The organism is Streptococcus sp. HMSC063B03, assembly GCF_001836965.1.
Taxonomy (GTDB): domain Bacteria; phylum Bacillota; class Bacilli; order Lactobacillales; family Streptococcaceae; genus Streptococcus; species Streptococcus pneumoniae_F.
On record NZ_KV831007.1, the window covers coordinates 309,152 to 324,700 of the forward strand.

Below are 15,549 nucleotides of genomic sequence, written 5' to 3' on the forward strand. Positions count from 1 at the left end.
AGTACAATTAAATCATGCAATTTAGAACAATTAAAGAGGACAGTCAAGTCCAAGAAGAAATCAAAAAATCACGCTTTATCTGTCATGCCAAGCGTGTTTATAGCGAAGAAGAAGCTCGTGACTTCATTACTGCCATCAAAAAAGAACACTACAAAGCTACGCATAACTGCTCGGCCTTCATTATTGGAGAACGTAGTGAAATCAAACGGACAAGTGATGATGGTGAACCTAGTGGTACTGCTGGCGTTCCCATGCTTGGGGTGCTAGAAAATCACAATCTTACTAATGTCTGTGTGGTCGTGACACGCTACTTTGGTGGCATTAAGCTAGGCGCTGGCGGATTGATTCGTGCCTACGCCGGTAGTGTCGCCTTAGCTGTCAAAGAAATTGGCATCATTGAAATAAAAGAACAAGCTGGCATTGCTATTCAAATGTCTTACGCTCAGTATCAAGAGTACAGTAACTTCCTTAAGGAACATGATCTCATGGAACTGGATACAAACTTTACAGATCAAGTCGATACGATGATTTATGTTGATAAAGAAGAAAAAGAAACTATTAAAGCTGCACTTGTAGAGTTTTTTAATGGAAAAGTTATCTTAACTGATCAAGGTTTACGAGAAGTTGAAGTTCCTGTAAACTTAGTGTAAACAAAGGAGAAAAATATGGCATTTGGTAAATTCATTCAAGGACTCGCTGGTAACTTTAGCGAGCAAAACAAAGAAACTCTTATCAAAGAATATGGACAATATCTACTAGAAAATGAAGAAATTCAAAGTGGATATAAACTGATTCGTGACTCAATTATATTTACAAATATCCGTATTATCTTTACAGATAAACAAGGCGCTACTGGTCGTAAGATGTCCATTAAATCAATCTTTTTGATGAACATTGTTAACGTTGAAATGGAAACTGCTGGAGCAGGTATAGATGATAGTGAAATTACTATTACTTATTTAGAAAATGTCTTTCTAAAAGCACATAATGAGCATTTTAATGCTCATAAATTTGAATTCCCTAAGAAAACGGATATCATTCCACTTTACACCTATTTATTAGAATTAGCTTATCACAATCGCTTGAAAATTAACGGCTTAGACCTTTGATATAAAAAAATCCTATCACTTCGATAGGATTTCTATATTTTACAAATGGTATAGATAGCGTTATACTAGAAATATCTTATACAAAGAGGTATTCATATGTCTATTTATAACAACATTACTGAATTAATCGGTCAAACTCCGATTGTTAAACTCAACAACATCGTGCCAGAAGGGGCTGCTGACGTCTATGTAAAGCTTGAAGCATTCAACCCTGGTTCTTCTGTAAAAGATCGTATTGCTCTTAGCATGATTGAAAAAGCTGAACAAGACGGTATTCTGAAACCAGGTTCTACAATTGTTGAAGCAACAAGTGGAAACACTGGTATTGGACTTTCATGGGTAGGTGCTGCTAAAGGGTATAAAGTCGTCATCGTTATGCCTGAAACTATGAGTGTAGAACGACGTAAGATTATCCAAGCTTATGGTGCTGAACTCGTCCTAACTCCTGGTAGTGAGGGAATGAAAGGCGCTATTGCTAAAGCTCAAGAAATCGTTGCTGAACGTGATGGTTTCCTTCCTCTTCAATTTGACAATCCAGCTAATCCAGAAGTACACGAAAGAACAACAGGAGCTGAAATACTAGCTACTTTCGGTAAAGATGGACTAGATGCCTTTGTTGCTGGAGTAGGTACTGGTGGAACGATTTCTGGTGTTTCTCATGCACTCAAGTCAGCAAATTCAAACATTCAAGTTTATGCAGTGGAAGCTGATGAATCTGCTATTCTATCTGGTGAAAAACCTGGTCCTCACAAAATTCAAGGTATATCAGCTGGATTTATTCCTGATACACTGGATACAAAGGCTTATGATGGTATCGTTCGTGTAACGTCAGACGATGCTCTAGCACTCGGCCGTGAAATTGGTGGAAAAGAAGGATTCCTTGTAGGGATTTCTTCAGCTGCAGCTATCTACGGAGCCATCGAGGTTGCCAAGAAATTAGGTACAGGTAAGAAAGTCCTTGCTCTAGCACCAGATAACGGCGAACGTTATTTGTCTACAGCACTCTATGAATTTGAAGTGTAGTCTCCTAAATACACTTAGCCCTTATTATAGGGCTTTTTATTTATACCTTAAAAAAATAGGAATATCTCCCTATAAAGATCGACTGCATAGAAAAAAGGAAGCAATTTGGCTTCCTTTTTATTATTAGTTATTCAAGGCTGCTGCCATTGTAGCTGCAACTTCAGCTTCGAAGTCATTTGCAGCTTTTTCGATACCTTCACCAACTTCAAAGCGAGCGAACTCAACTACTGAAGCGTTAACTGATTCAAGATATGCTTCAACTGTCTTGCTGTCATCCATGATGTATACTTGTGCAAGAAGTGTGTAAGCTTGGTCAACTTTAGTGTTGTCAAGCATGAAGCGGTCCATTTTACCTGGGATGATTTTGTCCCAGATTTTTTCTGGTTTGCCTTCTGCAGCCAATTCAGCTTTGATGTCAGCTTCAGCTTGGGCAATCACTTCATCAGTCAATTGAGCTTTTGATCCATACTTCAAGTGTGGAAGAGCTGGTTTGTTAACCATTGCACGACTTTCGTTGTCTTGGTCGATAACGTGGTTCAATTGTGCCAACTCATCTTTAACGAATTGCTCATCCAATTCTTTGTAAGAAAGAACTGTTGGTTTCATCGCTGCGATGTGCATTGACAATTGTTTAGCAAGTGCTTCGTCTCCACCTTCAACAACTGAAATAACACCGATACGTCCACCATTATGTTGGTAAGCACCAAAGTGTTGTGCATCTGTTTTTTCAATCAATGCAAAGCGACGGAATGAGATTTTTTCTCCGATAGTTGCTGTTGCAGATACGTATGCAGCTTCAAGAGTTTCACCTGAAGGCATTGTCAAAGCAAGTGCTTCTTCATTATTAGCAGGCTTTCCTTCAGCAATAACTTTAGCTGTAGTATTTACCAATTCAACGAATTGAGCGTTTTTCGCAACGAAGTCAGTTTCAGCGTTTACTTCAATAACTGCTGCAACATTACCGTTAACATAAACACCAGTCAAACCTTCTGCAGCAACACGGTCAGCTTTCTTAGCTGCCTTAGCCATACCTTTTTCACGAAGCAATTCAATCGCTTTTTCGATGTCACCGTCTGTTTCTACAAGCGCTTTTTTAGCGTCCATAACACCGGCACCAGATTTTTCACGCAACTCTTTTACAAGTTTAGCTGTAATTTCTGCCATTTTGATTCTCCTATATTTTTTAAAAATAGGAGAGCCGGGCTAAGCCCCGCCCTCCTAGGTAATACTATTTATATAAATTAAGCGTTGTCGCCTTCTACAACTTCAACGATTTCTTCGATTGAATCTGCTTGAGCTTCTGAAGCTGCAAACTCTGCTTCAACTGCTACTGCATCTTCACCTTGACGTCCTTCGATGATAGCGTCAGCCAATTTAGCTGTAATCAATTTAACAGCGCGGATAGCGTCATCGTTAGCTGGGATGATTACATCGATATCATCTGGATCAGTATTTGTGTCAACCATCGCTACAACTGGGATTCCCAATTTTTTAGCTTCTTTAACAGCGATTTGCTCTTTATGTGGGTCAACTACGTACATCACATCTGGGATACGAGGCATATCTTCGATACCACCCAAGAATTTTTCAAGACGTGCACGTTGTTTGTTAAGAAGTGCAACTTCTTTCTTAGGAAGAACTTCAAAAGTTCCATCTTCTTCCATACGTTTGATTTCTTTCAAACGAGCGATACGTTTTTGGATTGTTCCCCAGTTTGTAAGAGTTCCACCCAACCAACGGTGGTTGATGAAATATTGACCTGAACGTACTGCTTCTTCAGCAACTGCATCAGCTGCTTGTTTCTTAGTACCAACGAACAATACAACTGCATCGTTAGCTGCTGCATCACGCATGAAATCGTATGCTTGGTCTGCGTATTTTACAGTTTGTTGCAAGTCAATAACGTGGATTCCGTTACGCTCAGTGAAGATGTACTTAGCCATCTTAGGGTTCCAGCGACGAGTTTGGTGACCAAAGTGTACACCAGCCTCAAGAAGTTGTTTCATTGAAATTACTGCCATGAGTATTTCTCCTTTTTGTTTTTTTCCTCTTCTTGACTTCAACTCGCAAAACGACCCAAGGGCAACTGTTTCACAATTCATCAAGAATGAGTATTATCGTTCACACGACAAGTTTCATTCTACCATACTTTTTCAATATTTTCAAGCTATTTTAGTAGATTTTTAAAGTAGATAATTTCTGCCAACTTCTCAAAGTAACTTCCACTTGGAAGGCCAAAGTGGAAATTAGTTTGGGAATTTAGCATTAAATTACTAATAAAAACTCTAAATTTAAAGCATCCCAACATATACTGCTGGGATGCTCTAATAGCTAAATTTTTTAAAATTTAATATAGTGGCAAAATCATTAGTTTATTTTATCTACTTCGAAGTTTCTTACGAATTTTATAAGCTAGATTAAACAAAAAATATAATGAACTAGTTGGATAATTAAACTCACCAGCAAATTCCTCGATAGTAGGATTAAACTTGGATTTAAAGTTAATTAACCCACCCTCTAAATTGTTTTCAATTCCACCCATATTATGAGTCTCAGCCCCTCGTTCAAAAGAATGTTGAGCTGTCTCAAACCATGTAGGAATAGCAGGTTGATAGTGTTTAAATTCTTCATTCATTCCAGCATATAAGTTCTCAGAAGTTTTCCCAAATTCGATAGTTAAAGTACCAGACAATGGGACAATACTATCCCCTCTGTCAATATGGTTCTTAAGAAAAGAAATTTCTTCCTTTAATCGTTTTCTCTCTTGCTGATTCTCTTTTATTTTACCTTCTTTCGTTTTATCTGTAAACTTCTGCGCTGTTTTTAGATTCTTTTCGAATTGTTGCTCAACTTCTTTCAGTCTATTAGGTAGATCTAAATAGCTCAGTGTGATAAAGGAGTGATCAGGATAAGTATCCAGTAACTTCTGATAATAATCTTTGCCTCGTAAACTGATATTCTTGCGAGACTCTGTTTTCTTCATTAAAAATGAAAATTCATCTAATAAATCAAGTCCACCAAATTTTACTTCTAATCCTTTATTTCTTGCAGTTCGGATGGCCTGTCTAGTAGACTTAGAAAGTTGATCCAGTGAGAAATTTTCTTTATGAATATTAGCTTGAAAACGTGGTTGTATATTTTCTGCCATATCCTTTGTTAAGCCTGTCCAATAAACTTTATTTTTTTTCAGTTCTTCGACAATTGCTAAAGCCATAGAATTTTGGACAGTTTCTTGGTCAATAAGACCTCTACTGATAAATAAACTTGGGTCAAATTTAACCATTATTGCATGGCTTTTTTTAGCAAGTTTTTTCAACGTTAAAAGAACAAATTTCAGAAGTTCTTTATCTTCATAGTCAATTACTGGACCTCGTGGAATATAAAACATAGAAAGTCCTAATGGTAGCGGCTGAATTAAGATATTTGCTACTCCAACTAATTGATTATCTTTATAAAAGCCAACTCTCTCGTTCCCCCAAGTATCCTTTATCTTGGACCAATCACTACTCTGTAATAAATTTCCTTGAGGATGATTTTCTAAAAATAAATCCCACTCTTTAGCATCAACATTTATTTTATACCTAAACATAACTTCAACACCGACTCCCTTAGAAACCATTTTTTATTAACATGCTACACTCGTACTAAATCTCTACATTTCATTTTACTTTAATTAAATAATTATAAAAATAGAAAATAAGTTCAAGTAATTATATAATGAAATTAATTTTTCCAGCACTATACAAAGGGTGAGATTAATAAGATCTCACCCTTTGTATAGTAATAATCAGTATATTAGTTTGGATAAATGTATCTTACAGTACCTCTTGATGCTGTCGGATTAAACCATCCACGATAATTTCCGATTGGTTGAGTTCCACTTCCATCATAGTTACACTCAGAAACTTGAATACGAGTTGATGATTCAACTGCTGTAACAACTGCTACGTGACCGTATCCTCCATCATCCCAACATGCAATCGCGCCAACTTGTGGTGTAGAACCTGTACGGAAACCTGCAGCTGCTGCACTTGCAGCCCATTGACCGCCATTACCCCAGTAATCACCAGCCCATGGTGCTAAAGTTTTTACTCCCCATGTACATTGACCTACAGGATAGCTTGATGCATTTGTACTGTATGTCGGATGTTGTTTCACTGGTGCAGGAGTATAGCTTGTTGATTCCGCTGAAGCACTACTTGAAGATGATTCAGACGAACTAGATGACGAAGAAGTAGTTGATACTGCTTGAACTTCTGCTGTAAAAGTTGTATTCCCAGAAGCAACGACTTTTTGTTGTTGACTTGCTTGTTTAGCTTTATAAGCTGCTTCTGCTTCTGCAGCTGCTTTAGCTTCTGCTTCTGCTGCAGCTTTTTTCTCAAGTAAACTTGCTTTTTCATCCTCTGCAGTAGCCTTTTCAGCAGCAAGATTCAATTCTGCAGCTTTCAACTCAGCTTGTTTTGTAGTTAATGATTGAGCATCATCAGCTAGTTTTTGCTGATTTGCAATAACTGTATTAATTGCATCATTGTTTGCTACTTGTTTTTCAGAAATAGCTTTTTTATCTGCTTTTTGTTGTTCCAACATTTTGTTGTTTGCAGATACGATTTCACTCATTGCAGCAACACGTGAAATAGCTTCTGTAATTGATTTTGAGTTTACAATTGTATTAATGTAATTTGTTGCAGCTCCATTTGTTTGAGCACTACGAGCTTGTTTTTGTAATGAATCATTGCGAGATACAATATTCTTAGAAAGTTCTGTAATTTCACCCTCAAGCTTTTTAGATTCTTCTTGTAGTCTATCATTTTCAGATTGCAAGTTTGATTGCTCTGTTTGAATAGCAGATACTTGCTCCTGAACTTGATCAACTTGTTTTTGGGCTTCTTGTTGTTGTGCTGTTAAGTTGCTAATTTTATTATCTTGAGCAGCAATTTTGTCATCAGTAGTTTCTGCATGCGCAGTTGTTAAAACAGCTGCTTGAGAAACCATTACTGTACTTAGTAAAAGTGACGCTAAGATTTTTTTCTTCATATTTCGTAGATACTCCTTCTTTTAAAGACATTACTAGTATACCAAAAAAAGGCCTAATGAATATTACGCCTTTGTTACATTTTTATTTCTTTCTTATAGGTAAAATTTTTCAAAAATAAACTGAAAAGTAATCATCCATATAAGGTTCAAAATCATTGATGGTACTAAACTATAGACTATAAACAAAGACATACTATCCACAGTTAAACCTACCACTATTGCAAGTATATAAGCTCCCATCTCAAATAGAAAAGTCATGACAATAATTGCCAGCATTCTCGTCCAACGATTCAATAAAATAACACTATTAAATTTATGGAGAAATGCCCCCAACAGGACAAATAACAGAGTCGCAATCCCTATCAAGTGGAAAAAGTAAATGTCATAAACCAAACCCACTACAAAACAATAGGCTAAATAGAGATACTCTGATACTTCAATCGTCTCAAATAAGAGAAACAAAAATAGAAAATGACTGGCCAACTGCACGTGGGGAAATAATGAGCCAAAAAGCTGGCTAATATGGGCATCAATTAGAACAAAGAAAGGAAGCAATAAAAACACTCCAACCCGCTTCAGCTGTCTCATTATGAATTCCCCACTAATTCTATCACATTCACATTATGAGTATCTGCACTCAATTTAACAGCTACTTCTCGTGTCAAATAGTCCGTACTATGCGTTGTAGCAACCACTTCACCAACAGGAATATCAGCAACATTAAAGTTTCCTAATCCACCAGTGGTCACCTTATCTCCTGCACTAATATCGCCACTACTATTTAATTGGCTAATTTTAAGAACTTCATTTTCTTTATCATAGCCAACAATAATTCCATAAATTGTAGTAGAACCATGCTGAATTTTAACAGAAATCTTATCAGCATTTTCCGTATTTGTCAAAAGGTTGATCATGGTAGAGTTCTCCTCTACTTTTGAGACACTCCCAATCAAACCACCATTTGCAATGGCTAACATATTCTCAGAAACCCCTTTTGATTTGCCTGCATCCAGGGTCAATTCCTGCTTCCAAGATACTGGAGAACGCATAATAACATCTGCTGCTAAAGTCTTTGTAGCTTGCAATTTGGACTTCATATCAAGCAATTGGCGCAGTCGCTCATTTTCTGTCTTTAAACTTTCCGCCTCATTTGATTTAACTTCTAATTGGTAAATTTGTTTCTTCAAACTTTCATTTTCATTATATGTTCGTGTCAAATGAGCCAAATCTGATTTGACAGAATCAAACCACTGAAAAGGTTTTTGTACAACTCTATCAACCAATGAGATTCCATCTCCTAATTTTGTCACAATTGTACTTGAATAAGTCGTCGCTAAGAGAGCTGACACAAGCAGAACAATGACAAAAACAATAATGACATATTTTGATTTTTTAAAACGGTTCATATCCCTACCTTTATATCAAAAACTGTTACAGTAATTTTTTATGAATTCCTGAAAGCTACTAAGATTTTAAGAAAAATAAGCAACAACCAAGTACGATAATAACAAGAATGGTCAGCGTATCCTTTCGAGTCCATTTCAGTTGTCGGTATTGACTTCTGCCTTTTCCCCCCTGATAACCACGCGCTTCCATAGCAATAGCCAAGGAATCCGCACGTTTTAAACTTGTCGCAAAAAGAGGAATCAAAATGGGAATCATAGCCTTCACCTTTTGAACAATGCTTCCTTCACCAAAATCCACTCCACGCGCTTTCTGTGCATTCATAATCCGCGTCGTATCATCCATCAAGGTTGGGACAAAACGCAAACTCATAGACAGCATCAAACCAATTTCATGAACTGGAACTTTCACACGCTTTAAAGGCGCTAACAAAGCTTCAACAGCTGATGCCAAACTTAAGGGCATGGTCGTTAAGGTTAACAAAGTTGAAAAGAAAATAATCAATACAAAGCGACAAAAAATAATCCCAGCTTGTTGCAAAGCATAATCTGTGATTTTCACAAACGAAAACTCAAATAAAACATTCCCATTAGAAATGAAAAACAGTTGAAAAATAGTTGTGAAGGCAATCAAGAAAAACATAGACTTCAAGCCCTGAATAAAAAATGAAAGAGATACTCCTGACAAGGCAATAAAAATCCCTGTCGCTATAAAAAGAATTAGATTCGTCAAGGGATTATTAGCCAAAAAAACGATCAAAATCAGTAGCATCATAGCCAGTAATTTGCTACGTGGATCCAATCGGTGAACAATCGAATCACCTGGGATATAACGCCCCAAAATCATACTATCCATTTAGCGACTCCTTGAACTCCTCTATCTTAATCGGTAATCGTTTAAATGACACGCCTCTATCAGCCAATCGTTTACAAAAGGCTGTAATTTTAGGTACTCCCAACTGCACTTCTTCCATAAAGACAACATCTTGAAAGACATCACTTGGTTTACCCCCCTTAACTAAACATCCCTTTTCCATCACATAGACTTGATTTGCATATTCAGCAACATCATCCATCAAATGCGTTACTAAGACAATGGTCATCCCTGACTGATGGAGTTTTTTGAACAAGTTCATCAACTCTTTTCTTCCCAGAGGGTCCAGGCCTGCTGTGGGCTCATCTAAGACTAATATGGCTGGTTCCATGGCAAGTATGCCTGCAATGGCGACACGCCTCATTTGGCCACCTGACAGCTCAAACGGACTACGATTATAAAGTGATTCATCAATTCCAACCAGAGCCAGTTTCTCACGCGCAATCTGCTCCGCATCTTCTTCAGAAACTCCAAAATTTTGCGGTCCAAAAGCAACATCTTTCAAAACCGTTTCTTCAAAGATTTGATTTTCAGCAAACTGAAATACCAAGCCAACCTGTTTTCTAATTTGACGAATATCTTTGTTTTTAGAAGTCGAGGTGATTAAGGTATCAAAAACTCGTACACTTCCTTGACTTGGCACCAATAAACCATTTAAAAGTTGTAAAATAGTTGATTTACCACTACCTGTATGCCCAATTAAAGCCGTATAAGAACCATCTTCAATCGTCAAAGAAACATCCGACAAAGCTGTTGAAGCTAAGGGAGTCCCTTCTTGATATGTAAAACTCACATTTTCTAGAGCAACTCCCATAGCTTATCCTCTAGCTCACTTTCTGTCAAATAATTTTCAGGCAAATCATAGCCATTCTGGCTCAAAGAATGTTTTAATTGATTGGAAAAAGGATCGTCTAATCCAATTTGATCTAAATCATTTCGAGAGAAAAGTTCTCTTGGGCTACTAGTTGATTCAATTTCCCCTTTTTTCAGGACCAATACACGGTCACTCATGGCGACTTCTTCCAAATCATGTGTAATGGAAATGACCGTCATATCATAGTCTTTTCGAATTTCTTTTACTGTCTCAATCAGTTCTCTACGCCCCTCAGGATCCAACATACTCGTTGCCTCATCTAGGATTAAAATAGCTGGTCTTAGGGCTACAACACCTGCAATAGCCACACGTTGCTTTTGGCCACCTGATAGACGCGCTGGCTCTCTCTTTTTAAAGTCCAACATGCCAACCAAATCCAGAGCTTCTTCCACTCTCTTTTTCATTTCTTGACGAGAAAGTCCCTGATTTTCCAAACCAAAGGCAACATCATCCTCAACAGTCGCTCCAACAAATTGATTGTCTGGATTTTGAAAAACCATACCGATTTGACGACGTATATTCCAAACATTTTCCTCAGTCAATCGTTGACCATCAATTACAATCTCTCCAGATTCTGCTTCCAGTAAACCATCAATTAAGCGAACCGTCGTTGATTTACCACTACCATTATGCCCTACAATCGAAAGCCATTCTCCACGTTTCACGTGAAACGTAATATCCTTCACATCATAGTATTCCTGACTTTCCTTATAGCGAAAAGAAAGATTTTTTACATCAATTATTGATTTCATTTCGAACCAAATGTCCCTTTAAATACATAGGCACTACCCTTGAAATAATCATAGCCAGAGTAGATAGTGAAAAACAAGGCTACATAAAGTAGAACTTGACCAAGCAAAGTCCAATGTAATAGCAAGAAAATAATCGCAAACATCTGACTAAAAGTTTTAATTTTTCCAGGCATTGCTGCTGCTAAAACTGTTCCACCAGTTTCAACCAATAAAAGCCTTAAACCTGTCACAGCCAACTCACGACAAATAATCACTGCAACAATCCAAGCTGGAGCCATACCTAACTCAATCAGCATAATAAAAGCCGACATTACTAGTAACTTATCCGCCATTGGATCCGCAAACTTCCCAAAGTTGCTAACCACACTCCATTTACGAGCTAAATATCCATCTAAATAGTCGGTAATACTGGCAATAGCAAATATAATAGCTGCTACTATATGACTTTCTAGCGAATTTCCTATCGTTAAAATAAAGATAAAAATAGGTATAAAGAGAATTCGACCTATTGTTAAGAGATTGGGAATTTGTTCTTTTTTCATTCTTTTTTCCTTAATTTCTAGTAAAGGTTACAGTGATTTGTCCAGTTTGAGCTGTTAATTTCGATAAATCAACAGTCTGATCATCTACTGTTAAAGCAACACCTTTGACAACACCTAAAGTAATGGTCACAGGATTTTTTGTTGAAACTGTTGTTTCTGCACTTTTATTATCCGGTGATAAGGTCACACCACCCTCAAGCTCACTTTCTGAAACACTAACCCAACTTCTAGCATCTGAAACCGATAATTGCAATTTTGCGGTTTCCTTACTTGTTTTATAAGCGATTTCTACATAATTTCCTTCACCTGATACACTTATAACTGGTTCAATATTCGAAGAGCTACTTGATGAACCACTACTTGAAGATGGAGTTGCAGAACTAGTCGAGCTTGTTGCTTGGACTACACTATAACTAGACGCAGATGAACGCTCCGGTTGAGTCTGAATATAATTCCAAACATAATAAGTCACAAAAATGACAATCGATAGTGCAAAGAGTATAAAATAAAATAAAGGTAAAAATGATGTCTTATTTTTCTTACTTGAACGTCTCCTACCTGTCAACTCCTCTTCATCAACATCTACTTCCTCATAAGTAATCATGCTCCCAGAATCATAAGCATCCAAGACAATTCGCTCATCTAGCTCAACTGCCCACGCATACTTTCTCAAAAAAGAACGAGTATAAAATGGACTAGGAAGTTGATCAAAATCATCAGCTTCCATCGCTTCCAACATATCCAACTGAATTTCTGTTTTTTTGTGTAATTCTTCTAAAGTCAACCCTTGGTTGGTTCTAGCTAAACGTAAAACCTCACCAATTGTTTTTTTCCTCATACTTGTCATTCCTTCTTTCTAGTATCGATTATGATAGGTTACTACGATGGGAATATTGTAAAATCAACTATATCACCATCATCTATTAAATGATGTCCAGCATCAAGGACATCCTCCAAAGTAATTTCCTGTAAAATTTTCGGCAAATCAAAAATTGTCTCACCATTTTCAAAAGCATCATATTGCGTTGCAATAAATTCAAGAGAGTTCATGCTACTGAAAAATTCTCCAAACATCTCTCTTTTGATAATGTCTAAATGATCCTCTGTAATATCTATATCCTTTGTGAAATTACGAATAGCCTTTTTAAACTGATGAGATAAAGCAACTGGCTCTTTTGTATCCATTGTCAACATAACAAAATGAAAACGACTTGTTACTTCAACTTCCAGAGATAAGGACGCATCAATTTTACCTGATTCATATAATTTCTGAAAACGATCCGAAGTCCAACCAAACATCATTGCAAACAATAATTTTAATAAAATATGATATCGATAGCAATCCGCTTCAGCAACTTCTTGCTTACCTCTAATACCAATCGCTAGTTTGGGAGAAGACACTTCCATTCTCATACTGTCTGTTTGCTTTACATCTTGTAAAACAAGCTTTTCTCTTACTACTTCCTGAACATCTAAATCTTTCAGTTCTTTGCTTTCAAAATAGTCCTGTACTCGTTCCACATCAAAATTACCAACGAAAAACAGAGACATGTTTACAGGTTTGTAAAATCTTGTAAAATTTTCTTGCAAATTAGTTAGATTGATTTGGGAAATTGACTCCTCACTTCCAACTATATCAGTTGCTAAAGGTGTACCAGGATACAAATTCGCTAAAGTTGAAAAGAATAAACACGAATCTGGATCATCTTGATACATTTCTCGTTCTTGCTGTATAATATCCTGCTCCCTTAAAATAGAATCTTCAGTAAATTGTGCTGATGTTACCAATTCATCAAGTAAGTCCAAATTTTCTAAAAAATGATCCGTTGCTGAAAAAAGATAACTTGTTTTTGTAAAGCTTGTAAAGGCATTACTATCTGCACCTAGACTCGTAAAAGCCGACATCAAATCGCTAGCATCTTCTCTCTCAAATAATTTATGTTCAAGAAAATGAGCAATTCCCGCAGGATATTCTTTTACATATCCGTCAACTTCTGTTACAAGCGTATCTACCGAACCAAACTGTACAGTTACACTCCCGTAAACCTCTTTAAATTCCTTTTTAGGCAAAAGAGCAACTGTCAATCCGTTGGACAAACGAGTTCGATAAACCATTTCTTTTACAGCTGGATAGTACTTTTCTTCAAAAACAACCTTTGTCATTCTATTCCTTCCATAAAGTAAATTGCTTGTAATTTCACATTACTAGCTGCTCTACAAATAGCATCTTTGTCAACTTGCTCAAGTTTTGCAATCCAACCTTTAAATTCTGCTGAAGATTTTCCAAGTAAGGCATTTTGATAAGCACGTTCAATCAATGAAGATTGATTATCTTGAGAAAGCAACAAAGACCGACGAATCATTTTCTTGGTCTGCTCTAGCTCAAGCTCTGTAAAATAACCTTTTTTTAAATCAAGCAGTTGATTATTCATCATTTTACGAGCCTGGTTCCGATTTTCTCGATCAATACCAGCATATATCCTCAAGAATCCACTAAATAAATCGAGCTGACTTGAAATAGTATAAGCCAATCCAGCATTTTCACGGACATTTGTAAATAGTTTAGAGTGAGCAAATCCACCAAGTAAACCATTCATTACAATCATGGGTAAATGTTGCTCATCACCATATTCAGAAGGGCAATGATAACCTAATTCCAAAATGGATTGTCCCACATTTTTCCGAACCATACCTTCTTGTAGGATATTGGAATAAGGTTGACAATACTGAACCTTCACATCTCCTTTTCGACCTTTAAAGTTAAATGATTCTAATACATTTTGAATTTCAACCTCATTAAAATCACCTAGGAAAAAGAAATCTATTCGATCATTGGCCAAAAATTCTTGGAAACAAGAATAAGAACTTTGTGGAGTTTCAGCTAAAATACGATTTCGTAAATCACTATATTCCAATTTGAGACGTTCATCATAAAAAAACAATTTATCTAATTCTTTATGTGCGAAATAAAAAGAATCATCCATATCAGCTGCTAAACTTGCTAGCAATTGTTTTTTCTCAATTTCAAATAAGGCCGGATCAAATCCATTATCAACTACTATGGGTGAAAAAAGAGTTTCTTTTACAAGTTCCAAAACCTGAGAAGTTAGAACATTTTTCCTACTTAAAAACTCATCACGAACATAGGTAAATGTCAATTCTACAATATGACTTTGCCCTCTTCTGAAACAATTGGTTGACATATCTGTACCGTATAGACTGGCCAAATGTTTTCTCAAATCTTGAGAAGTAGGATACATCTGATTAGCAGTCTCTAGCACACTCGCACTCAACATGCGACCTGCAATCGTATCAAGAGATAATGGAGTGGTAAAACGCACGGCGATTTTGTTCGTTTTAAACTTTTTTGATTGGATAAAATGTGTTGAAATTCCATGCACTAACTCCATGATTTACCTCCTTATATACAGACTTCTATTATATCACGAAAAACTGAAATTTTCTTGTTCTCTGTAACACTTTTGAAATAAAAATCGCTTACATTATTCCTTGTTTCTCTCACTATTTTTAGGAAAATATGGTATAATACCAAAGATTGAGGTGAATTATGGAATACAAATTATTTGAAGAATTTATTACCCTCCAAGCACTACTCAAAGAACTTGGAATTACACATAGCGGAGGAGCTATCAAATCATTTCTCTCTGAACATTCTGTTTACTTTAATGGAGAATTAGAGAGTCGTCGTGGTAAAAAACTTCGTATTGGCGATAAAGTTGACATCCCTGACATGAATATTGACATCTTGTTGACACAACCTACTTTTGAAGAACAAGAGGAGTATCAGGCTGATAAAGTTGAAAAAAAACGAATCGCTAAACTCGTCAAGGAGATGAATAAGGGAGTAAAGAAAGACAACTCTAAACCTACTTCATCACCAAAAAGCAAACAAGCTCCACGATTCCCTGGTAGATAAT

At 36.5% G+C, this 15,549-nt stretch carries 17 protein-coding genes; 4 read left to right on the top strand and 13 right to left on the bottom strand.

The window, feature by feature from the left end; translation table 11 throughout:
• Positions 1 to 14 precede the first annotated feature (14 nt).
• The 3 genes from HMPREF2628_RS01565 to cysK all read left to right on the top strand — a co-directional run bounded on the left by HMPREF2628_RS01565 (position 15) and on the right by cysK (position 2,132).
• Entirely contained in the window at positions 15 to 650 is a 636-nt protein-coding gene (locus HMPREF2628_RS01565; protein WP_070842126.1) for a YigZ family protein, read from the top strand.
• 15 nt (positions 651 to 665) lie between these two features.
• Positions 666 to 1,109 carry a PH domain-containing protein gene (locus tag HMPREF2628_RS01570; protein WP_000863906.1) on the top strand — a complete coding sequence of 148 codons (444 nt, stop codon included), beginning with the start codon at positions 666 to 668 and terminating at the stop codon, positions 1,107 to 1,109.
• Between the two features lie 96 nt (positions 1,110 to 1,205).
• Positions 1,206 to 2,132 (top strand): cysteine synthase A, encoded by a 927-nt coding sequence (cysK, locus tag HMPREF2628_RS01575; RefSeq protein ID WP_070842127.1) that lies wholly within the window; start codon positions 1,206 to 1,208, stop codon positions 2,130 to 2,132.
• A 123-nt stretch (positions 2,133 to 2,255) separates the two neighbouring features.
• Here cysK and tsf read toward each other — a convergent pair whose 3' ends face one another.
• From tsf to yfmF, 13 genes are all read right to left on the bottom strand, one after another.
• On the bottom strand, positions 2,256 to 3,296 hold the full coding sequence (gene tsf, locus HMPREF2628_RS01580; protein WP_033682512.1) for a translation elongation factor Ts: 1,041 nt from the start codon (positions 3,294 to 3,296) through the stop codon (positions 2,256 to 2,258).
• Positions 3,297 to 3,373: 77 nt separating this feature from the next.
• The gene (gene rpsB, locus HMPREF2628_RS01585; RefSeq protein ID WP_007556349.1) at positions 3,374 to 4,153 is read right to left on the bottom strand and encodes a 30S ribosomal protein S2; all 780 of its coding nucleotides are present in this window, start codon (positions 4,151 to 4,153) and stop codon (positions 3,374 to 3,376) included.
• Positions 4,154 to 4,509: 356 nt separating this feature from the next.
• On the bottom strand, positions 4,510 to 5,721 hold the full coding sequence (locus HMPREF2628_RS01590; RefSeq protein WP_049491227.1) for an aminoacyltransferase: 1,212 nt from the start codon (positions 5,719 to 5,721) through the stop codon (positions 4,510 to 4,512).
• 206 nt (positions 5,722 to 5,927) lie between these two features.
• Positions 5,928 to 7,166: a peptidoglycan hydrolase PcsB gene (pcsB, locus tag HMPREF2628_RS01595; RefSeq protein ID WP_004269801.1), complete on the bottom strand. Its 1,239-nt coding sequence runs from the start codon at positions 7,164 to 7,166 to the stop codon at positions 5,928 to 5,930.
• A gap of 93 nt (positions 7,167 to 7,259) precedes the next feature.
• Positions 7,260 to 7,754, bottom strand: a complete 495-nt coding sequence (mreD, locus tag HMPREF2628_RS01600; RefSeq protein ID WP_070842128.1) for a rod shape-determining protein MreD — start codon at positions 7,752 to 7,754, stop codon at positions 7,260 to 7,262.
• Complete coding sequence (mreC, locus tag HMPREF2628_RS01605; RefSeq protein WP_070842129.1) at positions 7,754 to 8,572, bottom strand: rod shape-determining protein MreC; 819 nt, start codon at positions 8,570 to 8,572, stop codon at positions 7,754 to 7,756. Before mreC ends, mreD begins: the two co-directional genes overlap by 1 nt.
• 58 nt (positions 8,573 to 8,630) lie before the next feature.
• Positions 8,631 to 9,425, bottom strand: a complete 795-nt coding sequence (locus HMPREF2628_RS01610) for an energy-coupling factor transporter transmembrane component T family protein (protein WP_070842130.1) — start codon at positions 9,423 to 9,425, stop codon at positions 8,631 to 8,633.
• On the bottom strand, positions 9,418 to 10,257 hold the full coding sequence (locus tag HMPREF2628_RS01615) for an energy-coupling factor transporter ATPase (RefSeq protein ID WP_070842131.1): 840 nt from the start codon (positions 10,255 to 10,257) through the stop codon (positions 9,418 to 9,420). The genes HMPREF2628_RS01610 and HMPREF2628_RS01615 overlap by 8 nt, the downstream gene beginning before the upstream one ends.
• Positions 10,242 to 11,069: an energy-coupling factor ABC transporter ATP-binding protein gene (locus HMPREF2628_RS01620; RefSeq protein ID WP_061589681.1), complete on the bottom strand. Its 828-nt coding sequence runs from the start codon at positions 11,067 to 11,069 to the stop codon at positions 10,242 to 10,244. Before HMPREF2628_RS01620 ends, HMPREF2628_RS01615 begins: the two co-directional genes overlap by 16 nt.
• Positions 11,066 to 11,611: a CDP-diacylglycerol--glycerol-3-phosphate 3-phosphatidyltransferase gene (gene pgsA, locus HMPREF2628_RS01625; protein WP_061589682.1), complete on the bottom strand. Its 546-nt coding sequence runs from the start codon at positions 11,609 to 11,611 to the stop codon at positions 11,066 to 11,068. Before pgsA ends, HMPREF2628_RS01620 begins: the two co-directional genes overlap by 4 nt.
• A 10-nt stretch (positions 11,612 to 11,621) precedes the next feature.
• Positions 11,622 to 12,449 (bottom strand): cytoskeleton protein RodZ, encoded by an 828-nt coding sequence (gene rodZ / locus HMPREF2628_RS01630; protein WP_049509625.1) that lies wholly within the window; start codon positions 12,447 to 12,449, stop codon positions 11,622 to 11,624.
• A gap of 41 nt (positions 12,450 to 12,490) precedes the next feature.
• Positions 12,491 to 13,774 (bottom strand): EF-P 5-aminopentanol modification-associated protein YfmH, encoded by a 1,284-nt coding sequence (yfmH, locus tag HMPREF2628_RS01635; protein WP_070842132.1) that lies wholly within the window; start codon positions 13,772 to 13,774, stop codon positions 12,491 to 12,493.
• Positions 13,771 to 15,021, bottom strand: coding sequence for an EF-P 5-aminopentanol modification-associated protein YfmF (gene yfmF / locus HMPREF2628_RS01640; RefSeq protein ID WP_070842133.1), 1,251 nt, complete (start codon positions 15,019 to 15,021; stop codon positions 13,771 to 13,773). Before yfmF ends, yfmH begins: the two co-directional genes overlap by 4 nt.
• A 158-nt stretch (positions 15,022 to 15,179) precedes the next feature.
• Here yfmF and yaaA point away from each other — a divergent pair, with 158 nt between their 5' ends.
• A complete protein-coding gene (yaaA, locus tag HMPREF2628_RS01645; RefSeq protein ID WP_049491111.1) occupies positions 15,180 to 15,548 on the top strand; it encodes a S4 domain-containing protein YaaA in 369 nt (122 codons plus the stop codon).
• The last annotated feature ends 1 nt before the right edge of the window (position 15,549 follow it).